Here is a 15,452-nt window from a genome sequence, read left to right on the forward strand (position 1 = left end):
TAGCCCCGATATATAGTTATGTAATTGTTTTGTGGTTGTTTACCGGTATAACTATGCGAAAAGTTGAATATGCTGCTGCGCCTTCAATGCTTAACTTGCCTTTCAGCCTTGCAAGAAGCTGGATACATAATTTCAATCCCAGTCCTAGACCATTCTCTCCTTGTGTTCCTTTTTCGGAACTATAGTTGCCCGCCATAATGGCATCAATTTTTTGGCGGGTAATGCCTGTTCCTGAATTTTGAATTTCGAGAATGAAGTAATCATTTGTTGGGTGGTCGCGTATAATGATCTCACCTGCGAACGGTGTAAACTTGATTGCGTTCGAGATAAGGTTGCGAACGATGATGGTAAATATACCTTCATCGGTTACTATACTCTGATTATAGAGTTGAATATTTACCCTGATTTGCTTGTTCACGACTGTGTCGTGGTAGAGTGTTAACACGCTATTGATGATGGGCGTGATGTCTGTTTGCTTACAGGTAACCTTTGTTTCTTCAAACGAGGATCTGCTCCAACGCAGAATAGTATCCAGGAAGTCCTGCATTTGAAAAATCTGTTCATTCAGTTTTCCAAGTAAAGCGTTTTGTTCTTCATTGGTTAAGTTTCCATCCAGCGTGAGCTGAATTACATTGGACAGGTTACCGATCGGTGAACGAAGATCGTGGCTTAAAATGGATAGTATACGATCTTTATTTTCAATCAGCTTGAGCATTTCTTCTTCCTTGCGAATCTCCTGGTCAATATTCACGAAAGCCACAAACTGTATTTCGCCATGAACGGATGCTTTTACTTCATACCATTGCTCCCCGAAATATTTTGTATTGATCTTCGCTTGCATCACAATCGCATCGGCTCCCATCTGCTTGGCGTATCTTTCTTTTTGCAGCCACTCAGACGTGATCCGGGTGCGGTATGTTATTTCTGTATAGGCGGTTTCGAACCATTGTTCAATGGTGGGGATGTCGCTGAGCGAAAAGCCAATCTCTTCTTCAAAGGCTTTGTTTACAAATATATTCTTGCGTACACCATCCACTATCTCGGACACGAGCAGGGGATAGGGAAGGAAGTTGAAGACTTTTTCCAGGTTAATCTTGTCAAGCTTCAGGCCGTTGAGTGGTTTAGTCATATTCATTAGGACAGGTTTATGGAATGAGTTCTTCCTATTCGTCACGCGTGGAATACAAACACAGGGTAATTGCAAAATGCCGTAATGTTTCTGATAATACTTTTGTGGAATATGCGCTGTATGAAGTTCCGGTGTACCGAACACAAGGCCAGTGCGTCTGGTTTGTTTCGCAATACATAGCTGTTTATTCCCTGCACGGTATCGTCAGATCGGACCGTTTCATAACTGAATTTTATATCATCACCGTAAAAGTTGCTGATGATGAATTGAAGTTCCTTCAGATCGTCTTCAACGTCCTGGCTATACGCCTCTTCGATTACCTGCAACACCGTTAGTTCGCATCGTAGCGCTCTGACGATTGGAATCAGGTGCGTTAGCGGCAAGCTCCTTTCCTTCAGATAGTCGAATGCATAGATCATGGTGTTGATCTCGCTATATATATAGCCTGACGGTACCAGCAGTAGGGGCGTTTCGCTTCGAACAATGGCGTTATAGGTATTGCTTCCGCTGAATAATTGATACCAGTCGTCAGCTCCATCAGACCCCATAACAATAAGGTCATAATTTTTTGCCTTGTCGTGAATGACAGTGCTTAGCCTGTTGGAGGCCGATTCAACTTCTGCATAGCACGACACCTTGAACGTGCGGGTTACTTCGCGACACTCTTGTTCCAATTGTTCGGCAGCATTGGCAAGTATTACTTTTTTCCCGGTTAGTACAGAAGCAGGCGTAACGTCAAATATAGACTGAACATGAAATAACGTTAGGTTACCTTCCACAGCCTGTGCCAGTTTAGCCGCATAGGCAATGGCATTTTGTGCAGCCGGAGAAAAGTCTGTAGGGCAGAGTATATCTTTCATGATTGTTCCGGTTTAGTCTTTATTGGCCCTCGCACTGTTTCGTTGTTGCTTTTCCTTTTTCTTAAAGTAAGGGCGAAACAGAAAATTGTGCTTGAGTGCTTCCATGTTCTCATTAAATCGTTGTGTACCTTGTTCAATGTTGGACGCGCTCTTGAAAAGTTTCTCACGCAAAAGTGTATCGGAGAGAATCAGCCCTGCAGTACCTTCGCCTTCCTTCACATCGTCCACTACATTTCGCAAGTCCTTCATCATTTCTGAAGTCTTAACACTGGCGTCTTGAATTTGTTGTAGTGAAGTATTCAACTGATTTGCCAGTGTGGTGTCCATGAAAAGTCGGTTGATGAGACCATCACCGCTTTGAAATCTCTGTACAATACCGTTGGCATTTTGGGTAAAGGCGGCAGTGCTTTTGCCGGCCGTTCTGAAGTCGTGTACAGCAGCCCGGAGATCTTGTGTAATAATTGTATCCGACAGTAATGTCCACAGGCTTTCACTGCGGTTTAATTTCTCTGTGATCTCATACAGGTTGGTAGAGATCCTGGCGATGTTGTCGTTGGTAGTGTTGAGTGTTCTTAACATTTCATCTGTCTCTACCGGTTTTCTTGAAAAGATCACGTCACCTTCGCGTACCGGTTCTGCATACCCCGGCTGTGAATTGATGTTAATGAGTTTGTTGCCCATCAGTCCATCCGTACCAATCGAGGCGATAGCATTTTTCCGGATGTATGATTTCATTTTTTCATCGATAAGCATAGTAACGACAATGGCGGTATCATTTTCAACGCTAACCGATTTTACCGTACCTACATCTATACCTTTGAAGCGTACGTTGTTACCCGGCACAAGTCCGTTAACGTTACTCACAATGGCCTTTATCGTAAATGTAGTGCCCAGCAGATTTCGGTTTTTGCCGATCATATAGAGTGTAAATACCAGAAATAGAATTCCGATAACTACAAAGAGTCCTACTTTTGCATTATCGACAGTTTTGTTTTTCATGGCTAGTCAAAGAATTCTCTGATTTTCGGATCGTTCGAATGCTGAAGATTTTTATAGGTATCATTTGCGTAACACTTGCCGTCAATCAACATCACCACCCGGTTTGCTGTTATATCGATACAATGCATGTCGTGTGATATGACGATGGATGAGGTGTTATACTTTTTCTGCACCTCAACAACGAGTTGACTGATTTCGCGCGCGGTGACCGGATCAAGACCGGTAGTGGGTTCATCATATAAAATGATTGATGGCCGTAGTATTAAGGTTCGCGCCAGTGCAATTCGTTTACGCATACCACCGGAGAGTTCTTCGGGCATCATATCAATAGTATGTTCCAGGCCTACATCCTGAAGTACTTCCATTACAGCGGCTTCGGCTTTTGCTTCACGCATTTCTTTTTCCCAGTGTCTTCGTAACGGAAATTCAAGATTTTCTCTAACCGTCATGGAATCATATAGCGCGTTGCTCTGAAAAAGAAAACCTACGCGTGCCCGCAGGGTGTCCAATTCATCCTGGTTAATTTCATTAACATCATTACCAAGCACAATTACTTTTCCGTCATCAGGCTCGATAAGACTAATGATACATTTGATCAAAACCGATTTACCCGATCCGGATTTTCCGAGCACCGCCAATGTCTCACCGGTTGATAAAGTCAAGGATAAATCGCGGAGTACATGATTGTCTCCAAAAGACTTATTCAGTTTATCTACACGGATAACAGCGTTGGTCATAATGGTTCAGGTTAAGCCAAGAAGATCTGTGATCTGCACAGCAACCAGGTCGATAATGAAGACCAGCAAGGAAGACACTACAACAGCCGAGTTGGCAGACCTGCCTACACCTTCGGTTCCTTTTTTTGAATTATACCCTTTATAGCATCCGATAACTCCTATAGCAAATCCGAAGAAAAAGGTTTTGATCAGGGATGGCAGTACATCGCCAAAGCTCACCGCATTGAAAACTTGTGTCCAGTATAAATGCCAGCTCACTTCACCGCGAATGTTTACTCCCAGATAGCCGCCATAGAGTGATATGGCGTTGGAAAAGCTTGAGAGTATAGGAAGGGTGAGCGTTGTTGCAAGCACGCGTGTAACGATGAGATATCGAAATGGATTTGTACCGGACACATCCATTGCATCGATCTGTTCCGTTACGCGCATAGATCCTAATTCGGCTCCCATACCGGAGCCTACCTTGCCTGCGCAGATGAGCGCAGTGATAACCGGAGAGATTTCGCGTATCAGCGATACGGAAACCATTGCCGGTAACAGAGACTCTGCTCCGAATTCAACGAGTGTTGGCCTGGATTGAATCGTAAGCACCAGGCCCATGATAAAGGCCGTGGTGCCCACGAGGGGTAACGATTTATAGCCAACCCAATAGCATTGTCTCAGAAACTCGTCAACTTCCTGGTGTTGCCTGAAGAGCTCCCGGAAAAACCGCGCTACAAATTTTACGATGTTGCCGGTTTCGCTGAAGAATTTGGTGTTCAAGGGTGATACCACGATATTAATTATAGTCAAATATGCCTCGTGCACAGTTAGAAACAGGTGACGCTTGTCAAGCACGGCTCATGATAATTGTCATGTACCCGTTAAGGAAGTACACACGTCCATACCGGCAGGTCTATATGATTTACTATATCTTCGGCAACGCTTCCGTTAAAGAAGTGCATAAAGCCCTTCCAGCCTTGTGTCCCTATAGCGAGCATATCGGCATCCATATCCCTTGCAAACCGATATATACCATCTTCGGCATTATAGTCTGATCGTACGTGCAAGGTGTAATTGGTAAATTGATTGGTTGTTGCAAATTCCTGAAGTTCCCGGAAGGAGTCTGTATCGCCTTTGAACATGCGGGGTGTATTGACCCATAAAAAGATCAGGGTCGCGTTAAAGAATGCCTGTAGTTTTTTCAACTCATCGCAAAAGTGTTTATCAGTCCGGTCGGGTATCAGCGGAACAACAATATTGTTGATGGCACCTGCCGGATTTTTGCGAATGGCCCACACCGGTATCTGTGCATGCCGTACAATTCGCTGGGTGTTGGAACCCCAGGTGTTGCCGTTGGTGCCATGCGTGCCCATTACAACCAGGTCAATACTGTTTTTATTTATATACTGCAGCACATCTTGCTGTAGTGAACCCGTGGTGTGGGTATATTTGACAGGCAACTCAAGCGGTGTATACTTTTCCCACATGGCTTGAAATTTTTTCCGGGCATCCTCTTCCATCTCCTTCAAAAAGTTAATGTTAAATGCATAGCTGTGATCCAGCGTTGGGTTTCCATGCAGGAAGATTATGTCAAGTATATATAGCACATGTATCTGCCCTTTACTTTTTCGGGCCATACTGACCGCAAATTTGTAAGCCTCCTGGGCGGGTGCTGAGAAATCGCATGGTACGAGTATATTTTTCATTCCGCTGGTGTTAATTTTTTTTACAAACTATATATGCCGTCCGGCAATACTTATGATGGTAATCGCGGATTGACAAGATTTTGGTCATCATGATAACATTCTCCCTCTGTGGTGATTTTCATCACGGCAACCGGCTGCGGGATGCGATTACCTTACCTGTGAATTTCGAATTGCCATGAAAAAACTGAAGCCTTCACACAAATTGTTGATATGTACCGGGGTGGTCGTGTTCCTGTTGTTTATTCATCACTTCGTTTTCCGCCCTATATTTCTGGACTGGGGAGCACCGCCAGCATTGCAGTCGATGAGATTTCCGGGCGATACACTTACCAATGGGAGCGGCCATACACGGGCTGTTCTGATTCACGCAACACCCGAAGAGATATGGCCCTGGATCACGCAATTAGGACAGGACCGTGGTGGCTTCTATAGTTATCAATGGCTTGAAAATGTTTTTCGCAGTGATATGCGAAATGTTTACGTCATAAAATCTGAATATCAATTTCCAAGGCAAGCCGGAGATACTGTATGGCTTGCAAACAAAAACAAGTATAGCGGCAGGGGCTACCAGGTACTTGCAGCGGTAACAGCTTTTAAATCTTTTGTAATGGTTGGTGGCGATGACTACAGACGTATACAAAATGGCGATAAGGCGTGGGGTTCATGGGCATTTTATGTATACCCGGAAGATGCGAACAATACCTGGCTTATCGTGAGATCTACCCAGGGGAGCACACATGTGGCCAACCGCCTTCTTCGGTATTTTTTCTACGAGGTGCCGCATTTTATTATGGAAAGAAAGATGCTGGTTACATTGAAAAAGACGGTGGAGAAAAATCAAACTGTATTGCGTAAAAATGAAGTGGCCTCTGACCAATAATGCTGCACTTATGAACGATTTGCGGACAGTGATCTATAGCTACCAGCCTATACGCAAGTATAAAGATACCGGTATTGATAAATCTGTTATTGATCAATTTATTGAAGCCGGGTGTATGGCCCCGTCAGGAATGAATATGCAACCCTGGAAGTTTTATGTTGTAACCGATCAGGGATTGATCAACGCTATGGATGAACAGATATGTATTGTAGTCGCGGATATTTATAATACAACCGCTGTAGCAGAGTCGTTGAAGAATAAAAATCCGATTTTTCACGGAGCTCCCGTAGTAATTTTTATCACAGCTGCACGGGAAAGCGAATGGGCAGCACTTGAAGTCGGGATGTGTGCCGAAAATATAGTGCTCTCCGCACAGGCTGCAGGCGTAGGATCTTGTCCTGTTGCCTGGGGAAAGTATATCGAACGCACGAGCCTGTATTCGCAATTAAATATTTTACCGGCAGACCATGTCGTATTATCCGTGATCGTAGGTGTTGCTGACGAGGTTCCTGTGGAACAGAAATCAAAAAAGAATGCTATATACTATATCCGTTCCGGCTTGCCGTTAAAGTATATGTCATAACATAACGTATATATATCCGCCGGACTACTAATCTAAAAAACTCTGTATGAAAACGTTAATTGTTTACTACTCGTATACCAATAACAACGAAGCTCTTGCCAATGTAATTCGGGAGAAGCTTAAATGTGACATTCTCAAAATCGAAGAAGTAAAGAAGCGAAATGGTTTTACGATTGCTCTGGATCTGCTGTTTAACAGAACACCTAAGATCAAGGCCTCTTCATCGGATGTAGCCTTGTACAACCAGTATGTTTTTATTGCTCCTATATGGGCCGGTAAAATTGCATCACCTATGAGAAGCTTTTTTATACGAGATCGGTTTTACATAAGTAATTACTCCTTTATTACGCTTTGTGGCGGACAGCCGGGACAGAAGGAGAAGCTGGTAACCAGTTTAACAAGACTTTTGGGACATGAGCCGGGTATTGTACAGGAACTGCAAATAAATGATCTTCTTCCGGAGGATAAACGCAATACGGTTAAATATACTTCGGGCTACCGTGTTCAGCCGGGCGATATGCAAAAGTTTAATCCAGCTATTGACGATTTTTTGAATAGTGTAGAGGCTCTGTATGAACTAAAACGAATGACATTGTAAAAATTGAATCCTCCAATTTCGTATATATTCTTACAGTATCTATATAGTAAAAAATAGCCGTTATATATATATGCGGTGAAGCATTCTTGGATGCCTTGATTACAACCGTAACGTAGTGGAAATAGTTAGCCCTGCGTTTTATTTTACGGCCCGATTGCTCCATCCGAATGGTTTTGTTTTACGCTAATAGTCCAGTTCGTATTTCTGACTTTTTTTCTGATGATGCCAGTCGCCCGGCTCCGTTTCCCGACCGTTGTCATATTGTTTATAGCACTTTTTCGATTAATGCGAATAACTCCTCCTTATAGTTTCTGAACTGATCGTTGGCAGCTTGCAGGTCGTTCATAATGGCTGTATGCTCTTTGATGTATTCCGTTTTCAGTTCGTCTCTGGTCTCCAGCATATCGGCCAGTTTCTTTTCGTGGTGCCTTAGCTTTGACGCAAGTGTATCAACCAGTTCATCCTTATAGTAGATGATAATATTTTGCAGATGATGCATTTGCTTTTTTTCATCATCAGTCTTGAACTGGCTTGCGTACTGATCGAGCAGCTTTTGAAAGAATATGAGCTCTTTCTTCCAGAGAACTGTTGCTGACAACCATTCCAGTGTTTTCATATGCTTGGTAAGCAGGGACGGCTGAAGTATATATTTTTTTGTTACGGCTGTTGGCGATATCATATAGCTGGTGTTTAGTTTTCTAAAACCAAGCTACTATCGGCATTTGGTTTGCCCGATGATAATAATCTTTTTTCAACAGGATTTAAATCAGTGAATTGGCGTTTACAGGATGCTTCTTAGCTAGTTTTTGCGTATATTCGTTTAACAAAAATCTGACAGTGCTGAACAGCAATCCATATCCCTGCCGGGAGCGGGGTTTCGTTTAGGTATCTACCATGGGAAGGTGAGCTGTGTCTTGCGCAAGCTAAGCCGGGAAGAAAAAGCACTTTAATATCAGAATACGCAACGTAATCCACCCCCATGAAAACAGTATTAATCATTGAAGATAACCTGGAGATACGCGAGAACACCGGGGAGATACTTGAGCTCACAGGGTTCAACGTTTTGAGTGCCGACAACGGACGCTATGGAATTGACCTGGCGATGGATGTTATACCCGATGTTATACTCTGCGATATTATGATGCCTGGTATAGATGGTTACGAAGTTATCAGGCAGTTAAAATCAAACCCGATAACAGCATCTATACCCTTTATATATCTCACGGCAAGCGGTGAAAAGAGCGAAGTAAAATTGGCCATGGATATGGGAGCCTGCGGGTATATACGCAAACCGTTTGATGTGGATGAACTGGTGAATCTGATCCATACTTATACACCCTAGCCGAATATATCTGCTTGTTGGCACGATAGCTGCCATGTCATTTTATAATTCTCTGGTATGTAGCTGTTCCAGCGATATATACTACTCGGTCTTTTGATCTGTGCCTGCAAATCCTCCGGTCCGTCTTGGGACAACAGACGATAAAAATCTTTTATGATGCTGATGGCCGTCATCGGCAAAACGGTGCCGGTAAGTATACTTTTAGAATAAAAACAAGGAGGTAAATATGAACTTAACAACAAAAAAAAATGGAGGGCTTCCCTCACTGATGTCCGATTTCTTTGGTGCATCTTTATTTGACCGGGATATCTTCGGTTCGGAAAGCGATTTATTCCCCTCACGTTTGGGTATAAATATACCGACAGCAAACGTTTCGGAAACACCAAAGGAGTTTAAGCTTGAACTCGCTGCTCCGGGATTGGAACGAAAGGATTTCAACGTTGAGGTAGAGAATCATATTCTCAGAATCAGCGCAGAGAAAGAAGAAGAAAAGAACGAAAAGGACGGAGGATACTCCAGGCGGGAATACTCATTTAATTCCTTTACCCGGTCGTTCAGTTTACCGGAGAATGTAAAGGAAGGAAACATTGACGCCAAGTATGAGAATGGTGTTCTGAAGGTATCCATTCCGAAGGAGAAAGAAACGCCTGTGAAACTGGTGCAAAAAGTATCGGTGTCCTGATTTATTTAGATGCAGGTCAGTGGAGTAGCAAAGGGTGGTATATACTGCCCTTTGTTTTCTGGTGACACATAAATGCATATCGGTATACCAGATCGAATACAATAACTACAGAATAATTATGGATACTACGGTTTGCGCCTTGATGGAATTGCAACACCTGCTGAAGTCTTCGCAGCAGCATGCCTTGGAAAGCAAGGTGTTTGTCGGGTTTGATGGTTTTGTGGATAAGATAAAGCGCGCAGTAAAAGAAAAGCAGAACACGCGAACACTATATTTTGAGACCATTCGGGATTTTGCCGATAGAATCTTATTGGCCTGCGGGAAGAGTGGCCAGATTCAAATGGATATACAACGCGTTAAGTTTGGAGGCAACGCACCGATATTGTCCAACACACTAGGCAGGCTTGGTATACAAACGTATTGCCTGGGAAGCATGGGATACCCGCAGAAGCATGCTATATTTTCAAGTATGAATCCCTTGAGTGAAACGATCAGTGTATTGAATCCCGGGCTTAGCGATGCGATCGAATTTGGTGATGGCAAGCTTATATTTTCAGAACTCGAAGTTTTTGATCAGTATACCTGGGACTATATCGTAAAAGCTGCCGGGACCGAAACGATTTCAAAAGCTGTCTCGCAAAGTACATTGCTTGCCTTTGTCGACTGGGCAAACCTGCCGCACGCCAGTAACATTTGGGAAGGTATTCTTAAAGACATTATTAAACCATTGAAGCGAAATGATTTCCTTTTTTTCTTCGACCTGTGCGATCCTTCGAAAAAGACTACCGGACAGATTGATGAAGTTCTTGACCTGATAAGTGAGTTTTCGTGCTATGGAAAAGTAACGTTAGGCCTGAACGAAAATGAAACGCTCAAAATATATACTGCATTGAGAGGTATAGATTTGGGCAGCAGCAATATGCCTCCCATCAGGCAAGCGGGCGATGCACTCTTTAAATCCATGGACATTGATGCTTTGCTCGTGCATCCTATTGACCGTTGTATACTCTATCATCAATATGAGACAATTGAGTTGTCAGGACGACTGGTAACAAACCCGAAAGTGTTGACGGGTGGAGGCGATAATCTGAATGCAGGGTACTGCTTTGGCTTACTGTCTGGTTTGTCACTTCCTCAGTGCCTGTTGATGGGCATGGCAGCGTCAGGTTCCTATATCGAAAATGGTGTCAGCTCTGATCTGTCAGGCATTATGCAATACCTGGATGTATGGATGCATGATCTCGAAAAGGAAGAAGGTGCTGCAGCCTATGTTCAAACATCGGTGTAGGCGATAGCATCATAGTATATATTTCAGGGTATATATACCGATGGCACGGTTCACCTGATGCCGAAAATAACAATGCAAATTACCGCAACTGCCATAACGGATCCCATAGCAAGCACTACTTTCTTTTTTAGTTCGGCAGTACCGTTGAACACCGCTATGAGAATTTTTACCAGAGTATTGCTAAAGGTTGCCAGCAAGACTACTGTTGCCGGGTGATGCATGGTTAGATGCGCTCGTGAGAGTTTCGCTATGTTTATCGTAATCGCGTCTACATCCGCGAAGCCGGAGATGAAACCGGAAACGATGAGGCCGTTGTTGCCGAAAAATTTTTCACCATAATATACCAGGTACGCTATCGCCATATAGAGTATACCAAATCCAAAGGCATTCAAAATGTTAACCGGGTTTCCCAGTTGAATGGTGGCTGCCGCAGGTGCAGAGGGGTGTACCTTGCGGATGTATACCAGTGCAAAGATCAGCCCCACGGTAAACATCAGTATGCAAGGTATCATCAGTAAAGTAGCGAAAGACCAGTTAAAGATCATTGCTACTGCTACTACCCTGAGGTACATGATCGATGAGGCAAGTGTTATACCGGCGGCGTAGAGGTTTGATTGTGAAGGATCGGATTTTTTACTTCGCGAAGTAAATGTCCAGGCAACCGCTGTGCTTGACACCAGCCCTCCAAACAATGCCGTGAGCAATATACCTTTGTTCGTTCCGGTATATTTTATCAGGAGGTAGCCCAGGAAGCTGATGGATGAGACCACTACTACGATAAGCCCGATCTCCTGCGGATTAAGTATTCCATTCACACCATAATTATGGTCTGGCAGAAACGGAAAAAGAAGCAGGCAAAGAATGATAAACTTTACAAAAGCGAACAACTCATCTTCCGTTATTCTTAAAACAAATGAATGGAATTGTCCTTTTAAAGTAAGCAATGTTGTCGTTATAACGGTGGCGGCCAGCGATTCTTTGATGAGCTGGTGGGAAGTCATTATCCCCAATATAAACGTAATGATCAACGAGATTTCAGTGGTTATACCCGGATGTCCCTTTGCTGACCGAATGTAATACGTAACGGCTATAAAAATTATAAATGCGACAACAGCCGAGATAACAATCCAGACGGAAAGTTCCCGGCCTATATAGGCAACAATGCAACCGAGCAGACACACCAGCGGAAAAGTTCTTATACCGGCAAAGTGATCTTTATCGCTTACCTTTCGGAATTCGCGTTCAAGACCAATGATAAGACCGATACCGGTAGATACGACCACCGATAGCAGGTACGGTGAAAGTATAGCCGCTATATAGGGAGGCATGCGTATGGATGACTTAGCGTTTTAGGCAATACGTCCAAATAGGAGCTTCAATATGATTGACAACATTTTCTGTAATACTACCATTGAATAAATGTGCCAGACCTTTACGCGCATGTGTTGCCATGGCGATAAGATCCATTTTTTCTGTATAAGCAAAATCCATGATGCCCTCTTCTTCACGGATATAGTTTCTGAAATGCAGTTTGTAGTTGGAGAGTTTATAGTGTTTGATAAATTCCTGAAGTGCTTCGTTTGCTTCGGCATCGCGTCTGAAATGTATTGGTGTATTGATCAGCAGTATATGCAATGTGGCATGCAGAAAACCTTGCAACGCACTTAACTTTTGAATGAAGTCATGCTGGTTGAGCTCCAGGGTTGAGGGCAGCAGTATATTTTTTATTGATTTTATAGCGATCGATTTGCGCACTGCCAACACCGGCACCGATGCGAACCGTACTACTTTCTCGGTATTGGAGCCGATAAAAATTTCGGTGAGTCCCGTAGCGCCAGCCGTGCCCATTATAATGAAATCAATTTTCTTTTTTTCGATGATATTAGCTATACCCGACACCAGGTCACCGTAAATAACTTCTGTCATTACCGGCACAGCACCTGCCTGCTCTTTCATTTTTTGCAGTCCCTTCTGTATGTCGGCTTCCATCTGGGTAAAGAAGTTCATATCATAGGCAATGGTCTCTCCGGCCAAACCTGTATATGCACTGGGAGGGGCGAGCACATGAACAAGAACTATTTCTCCTTGAGACATTTGCGCCCATTCAAGCGCAACGTTATATGCTTCATTCGATTGGTTCGATAAGTCTACGGGTACCAGTATCTTTTTCATAGCTGAAAATTTTCAAGGAAAAATAGTGACTCACAACAGGTAAAAGAATGACATCGGTTTTACCGGAGAATGATTTACGTCATGCGGATACTTACCGAAAATCATCATCGGTATGTGATAAGCGTCATGATAATTTTTGTGTAGCCGGTATACATTGCGATTAAAAAGTAACATGAAACATATACTGGTTCCATGCGATTTTTCAGAGCAATCTGTTCATGCTTTGAAGTTTGCTGCGCAGTTGCAGGCTGCTTCTCATTCGGAAATACACCTGCTGCATATTGTTGATCTTCCATTTTTATATGATACCGTGCTGATGCCGGCACTGTCGTTCGAAGAAGAAAAACTCCGGGACCTCCAGAATAGTGCTCAACGGAAACTGGATAACATAGCCGGGCGCGTGGAAGCGCGTGTCAGAACGCAGGTGCAATTGGGATCGCCCTCGCAGAAGATACTGGAGTATATCACCAACAATTCCATTACCCTGGTGATCATGGGCACTAAGGGTGCAACAGGCATGCGTGATATATTTATTGGTTCCAATACCGAGAAAATTGTCAGGGCATCCGGGGTGCCTGTCATTGCTGTGAAAGACGACATAAAACCGCGACAGATTAAAAATATAGTGTTCCCGAATACAATGGATTCGGATGCGCATGAAGATTTACTGATGAAAGTAAAAGAATTGCAACACAGCCTTCATGCCAATTTACACGTGGTATATATAAATACACCTCTAAACTTTAAAGAGGATACCGTTACACGCGAGCGCCTTGCTAATTTTTCTAAACGATATATGCTTCGTGATTTTACTACCCATATATTTAATGATTTAGAAGAGGAGAGGGGTGTCATTAATTTTGCCAGGATGATTGATGCCGATATGATTGCGGTTGGTACACACGGACGAAAAGGTCTTGCTCACTTGTTAAGCGGAAGCATAGCCGAAGACCTGGTTAATCACTCCAAGTTACCCATCTGGACCTATACCATCAAGAAGTAATCCTACCTTGTGACTATATATAGGAAGCAACTGCGTACCTCTGAGACCAACTATCGGTCGGATACAGGAAATTGAGAAGGGAGCAGCTATGAGGATTACACGATGACGAATACGCAAAAGCCTTCAAGAGAAACATATACAGTTTTGTGCATATTGCCCGTTGTAACAAATTTATAGGCAAAAAAAATGTTGACGTAAATCATTTTTTTGAATGATAGGACTCATTCCTATGCTGCCGCTTCTGCACTTAGTTTAGCATTTGTTAATAAAGCAACATTGTTTAGTTGAAAATGATTTGATCTTGAAAATTTCATTTTCAGGGCAGCCGGTTTGCGTTTAACGTATTGATCTTTATATAGTCTTTAACCCCAAACCTATATATGACCTATAATATCCTGCTGATTGAAGACAATATTGAGATGGCGGAGAACATCGCCAGTATACTCGAGCTTGCTAAATACAATGTTACACATGCACCGAACGGAAAGATTGGTGTTGACATGGCGCAGCGGAACCCCCCGGACCTGATATTGTGCGATATTATGATGCCGGAACTGGACGGCTACGGAGTACTTCATATTCTGAATAAAGATGCCGACACGGCCAATATACCTTTCATCTTCCTCACTGCGAAGGCTGACAAAACAGATTTTCGAACCGGAATGAATCTCGGTGCAGATGACTATATCACCAAGCCTTTTGATGGTGTCGACTTATTGAAGGTAATTGAAATGCGCCTGAAGAAACACGAGTTTATGAAGACAGCCTTCGGAAACAGCGCGCAGGATGTAAGCGCCTTTTTTAGCAAGACGCGCGAGCTGAAGGATTTTCAGAGGCTGGCGGAGAACAGACCGCTACGTTGCTTCAAGAAGAAGGATCTGATCTTTATGGAGGGGCAAACTCCCAGCGACCTGTATTTCATTGAGAAGGGGCAGGTAAAAACGTATAAAGTTAACTACGATGGCAAGGAGCTGATCACCGGTATACACCGTGAAGGCGAGTTCCTGGGATTTGTGCCGTTATTGGAGGACAGAGCTTACAACGAGAATGCTGAAGTGCAGGAAGATTCTAAAATTACCATTATTCCTAAAGCCGATTTTATCACGTTAATATATTCCAGTAAAGATGTTGCCCGCAAGTTCATAAAAATGTTGTCGAACAACATCGAGGAAATGGAGAACCGGTTACTTGATATAGCCTACCAATCCGTGCGTCAGCGTGTAGCCAGTGCGTTGCTAAAGATGAACCAGCGATTTTCAGGTATCAACAAAGACGGGCTGATCACTATAGCCCGTAAAGATATTTCCAGTATTGTGGGGACAGCAACGGAGTCTCTCAACAGGACACTGGCCGATTTCAAAGACGAAGGTCTCATTGAGATTTCAGGTGAAGGATTGAAGCTGGTTGATGCCGGCAGGCTCGAGAAGTTGCTTCACTGATTCGCTGGCCAGGTACTTGTAAATATGTTTGACATCATGATGAATGTCATTG

17 protein-coding genes are annotated in these 15,452 nt (G+C 43.4%); 8 read left to right on the top strand and 9 right to left on the bottom strand.

Features of this window, described 5'->3' with window-relative positions; all coding sequences use genetic code 11:
- Positions 1–16 precede the first annotated feature (16 nt).
- The 6 genes from ACFQ21_RS17175 to ACFQ21_RS17200 form a co-directional block, all read right to left on the bottom strand.
- Positions 17–1,129, bottom strand: coding sequence for a sensor histidine kinase (locus tag ACFQ21_RS17175; protein WP_377580512.1), 1,113 nt, complete (start codon positions 1,127–1,129; stop codon positions 17–19).
- 41 nt (positions 1,130–1,170) lie between these two features.
- Positions 1,171–1,989 (bottom strand): universal stress protein, encoded by an 819-nt coding sequence (locus ACFQ21_RS17180; RefSeq protein WP_377580513.1) that lies wholly within the window; start codon positions 1,987–1,989, stop codon positions 1,171–1,173.
- A 12-nt stretch (positions 1,990–2,001) separates the two neighbouring features.
- The gene (locus tag ACFQ21_RS17185; RefSeq protein ID WP_377580514.1) at positions 2,002–2,988 is read right to left on the bottom strand and encodes an MlaD family protein; all 987 of its coding nucleotides are present in this window, start codon (positions 2,986–2,988) and stop codon (positions 2,002–2,004) included.
- A gap of 2 nt (positions 2,989–2,990) precedes the next feature.
- Entirely contained in the window at positions 2,991–3,725 is a 735-nt protein-coding gene (locus ACFQ21_RS17190) for an ABC transporter ATP-binding protein (RefSeq protein WP_377580515.1), read from the bottom strand.
- A 6-nt stretch (positions 3,726–3,731) separates the two neighbouring features.
- Positions 3,732–4,499 carry an MlaE family ABC transporter permease gene (locus tag ACFQ21_RS17195; protein WP_377580516.1) on the bottom strand — a complete coding sequence of 256 codons (768 nt, stop codon included), beginning with the start codon at positions 4,497–4,499 and terminating at the stop codon, positions 3,732–3,734.
- 89 nt (positions 4,500–4,588) lie between these two features.
- Positions 4,589–5,413, bottom strand: a complete 825-nt coding sequence (locus tag ACFQ21_RS17200) for a universal stress protein (protein ID WP_377580517.1) — start codon at positions 5,411–5,413, stop codon at positions 4,589–4,591.
- Between the two features lie 175 nt (positions 5,414–5,588).
- On the opposite strand from ACFQ21_RS17200, the gene ACFQ21_RS17205 reads away from it, so the two are divergent.
- From ACFQ21_RS17205 to ACFQ21_RS17215, 3 genes are read left to right on the top strand one after another with little or no spacing between them, the layout of a single operon-like run.
- Positions 5,589–6,293 (top strand): hypothetical protein, encoded by a 705-nt coding sequence (locus ACFQ21_RS17205; RefSeq protein ID WP_377580518.1) that lies wholly within the window; start codon positions 5,589–5,591, stop codon positions 6,291–6,293.
- A gap of 10 nt (positions 6,294–6,303) precedes the next feature.
- Positions 6,304–6,876 carry a nitroreductase family protein gene (locus ACFQ21_RS17210; RefSeq protein WP_377580519.1) on the top strand — a complete coding sequence of 191 codons (573 nt, stop codon included), beginning with the start codon at positions 6,304–6,306 and terminating at the stop codon, positions 6,874–6,876.
- 46 nt (positions 6,877–6,922) lie between these two features.
- On the top strand, positions 6,923–7,474 hold the full coding sequence (locus ACFQ21_RS17215) for a flavodoxin family protein (RefSeq protein ID WP_377580520.1): 552 nt from the start codon (positions 6,923–6,925) through the stop codon (positions 7,472–7,474).
- A gap of 265 nt (positions 7,475–7,739) precedes the next feature.
- Here ACFQ21_RS17215 and ACFQ21_RS17220 read toward each other — a convergent pair whose 3' ends face one another.
- Complete coding sequence (locus ACFQ21_RS17220) at positions 7,740–8,153, bottom strand: hypothetical protein (RefSeq protein WP_377580521.1); 414 nt, start codon at positions 8,151–8,153, stop codon at positions 7,740–7,742.
- A 300-nt stretch (positions 8,154–8,453) separates the two neighbouring features.
- Here ACFQ21_RS17220 and ACFQ21_RS17225 point away from each other — a divergent pair, with 300 nt between their 5' ends.
- The 3 genes from ACFQ21_RS17225 (at position 8,454) to ACFQ21_RS17235 (ending at position 10,786) form a co-directional block, all read left to right on the top strand.
- Positions 8,454–8,816, top strand: a complete 363-nt coding sequence (locus tag ACFQ21_RS17225) for a response regulator transcription factor (RefSeq protein WP_377580522.1) — start codon at positions 8,454–8,456, stop codon at positions 8,814–8,816.
- Positions 8,817–9,042: 226 nt separating this feature from the next.
- Positions 9,043–9,498 carry an Hsp20/alpha crystallin family protein gene (locus ACFQ21_RS17230; RefSeq protein ID WP_377580523.1) on the top strand — a complete coding sequence of 152 codons (456 nt, stop codon included), beginning with the start codon at positions 9,043–9,045 and terminating at the stop codon, positions 9,496–9,498.
- 118 nt (positions 9,499–9,616) lie between these two features.
- Positions 9,617–10,786 carry a hypothetical protein gene (locus ACFQ21_RS17235; protein ID WP_377580524.1) on the top strand — a complete coding sequence of 390 codons (1,170 nt, stop codon included), beginning with the start codon at positions 9,617–9,619 and terminating at the stop codon, positions 10,784–10,786.
- Between the two features lie 50 nt (positions 10,787–10,836).
- Here the strand turns inward: ACFQ21_RS17235 and ACFQ21_RS17240 are convergent, their stop codons facing one another.
- Together ACFQ21_RS17240 and ACFQ21_RS17245 are read right to left on the bottom strand one after the other, a co-directional pair.
- Positions 10,837–12,114, bottom strand: coding sequence for an MgtC/SapB family protein (locus ACFQ21_RS17240; RefSeq protein ID WP_377580525.1), 1,278 nt, complete (start codon positions 12,112–12,114; stop codon positions 10,837–10,839).
- A 13-nt stretch (positions 12,115–12,127) separates the two neighbouring features.
- Positions 12,128–12,958, bottom strand: a complete 831-nt coding sequence (locus ACFQ21_RS17245; protein WP_377580526.1) for a universal stress protein — start codon at positions 12,956–12,958, stop codon at positions 12,128–12,130.
- Positions 12,959–13,130: 172 nt separating this feature from the next.
- On the opposite strand from ACFQ21_RS17245, the gene ACFQ21_RS17250 reads away from it, so the two are divergent.
- Together ACFQ21_RS17250 and ACFQ21_RS17255 are read left to right on the top strand one after the other, a co-directional pair.
- The gene (locus tag ACFQ21_RS17250) at positions 13,131–13,961 is read left to right on the top strand and encodes a universal stress protein (protein WP_377580527.1); all 831 of its coding nucleotides are present in this window, start codon (positions 13,131–13,133) and stop codon (positions 13,959–13,961) included.
- A 380-nt stretch (positions 13,962–14,341) separates the two neighbouring features.
- Positions 14,342–15,400, top strand: a complete 1,059-nt coding sequence (locus ACFQ21_RS17255) for a response regulator (RefSeq protein ID WP_377580528.1) — start codon at positions 14,342–14,344, stop codon at positions 15,398–15,400.
- The last annotated feature ends 52 nt before the right edge of the window (positions 15,401–15,452 follow it).

Origin of the sequence: Ohtaekwangia kribbensis (assembly GCF_042676245.1) — a bacterium.
Taxonomy (GTDB): domain Bacteria; phylum Bacteroidota; class Bacteroidia; order Cytophagales; family Cyclobacteriaceae; genus Ohtaekwangia; species Ohtaekwangia kribbensis.

Excerpts from the sequence above, each read along its gene's own strand:
- ACFQ21_RS17220 (WP_377580521.1), bottom strand. The coding sequence starts at position 8,153 with ATGATATCGCCAACAGCCGTAACAAAAAAATATATACTTCAGCCGTCC.
- ACFQ21_RS17205 (WP_377580518.1), top strand. The coding sequence starts at position 5,589 with ATGAAAAAACTGAAGCCTTCACACAAATTGTTGATATGTACCGGGGTG.
- ACFQ21_RS17180 (WP_377580513.1), bottom strand. The coding sequence starts at position 1,989 with ATGAAAGATATACTCTGCCCTACAGACTTTTCTCCGGCTGCACAAAAT.
- ACFQ21_RS17240 (WP_377580525.1), bottom strand. The coding sequence starts at position 12,114 with ATGCCTCCCTATATAGCGGCTATACTTTCACCGTACCTGCTATCGGTG.
- ACFQ21_RS17225 (WP_377580522.1), top strand. The coding sequence starts at position 8,454 with ATGAAAACAGTATTAATCATTGAAGATAACCTGGAGATACGCGAGAAC.
- ACFQ21_RS17255 (WP_377580528.1), top strand. The coding sequence starts at position 14,342 with ATGACCTATAATATCCTGCTGATTGAAGACAATATTGAGATGGCGGAG.
- ACFQ21_RS17175 (WP_377580512.1), bottom strand. The coding sequence starts at position 1,129 with ATGACTAAACCACTCAACGGCCTGAAGCTTGACAAGATTAACCTGGAA.
- ACFQ21_RS17200 (WP_377580517.1), bottom strand. The coding sequence starts at position 5,413 with ATGAAAAATATACTCGTACCATGCGATTTCTCAGCACCCGCCCAGGAG.
- ACFQ21_RS17245 (WP_377580526.1), bottom strand. The coding sequence starts at position 12,958 with ATGAAAAAGATACTGGTACCCGTAGACTTATCGAACCAATCGAATGAA.
- ACFQ21_RS17185 (WP_377580514.1), bottom strand. The coding sequence starts at position 2,988 with ATGAAAAACAAAACTGTCGATAATGCAAAAGTAGGACTCTTTGTAGTT.
- ACFQ21_RS17250 (WP_377580527.1), top strand. The coding sequence starts at position 13,131 with ATGAAACATATACTGGTTCCATGCGATTTTTCAGAGCAATCTGTTCAT.
- ACFQ21_RS17215 (WP_377580520.1), top strand. The coding sequence starts at position 6,923 with ATGAAAACGTTAATTGTTTACTACTCGTATACCAATAACAACGAAGCT.
- ACFQ21_RS17230 (WP_377580523.1), top strand. The coding sequence starts at position 9,043 with ATGAACTTAACAACAAAAAAAAATGGAGGGCTTCCCTCACTGATGTCC.
- ACFQ21_RS17210 (WP_377580519.1), top strand. The coding sequence starts at position 6,304 with ATGAACGATTTGCGGACAGTGATCTATAGCTACCAGCCTATACGCAAG.
- ACFQ21_RS17235 (WP_377580524.1), top strand. The coding sequence starts at position 9,617 with ATGGATACTACGGTTTGCGCCTTGATGGAATTGCAACACCTGCTGAAG.
- ACFQ21_RS17190 (WP_377580515.1), bottom strand. The coding sequence starts at position 3,725 with ATGACCAACGCTGTTATCCGTGTAGATAAACTGAATAAGTCTTTTGGA.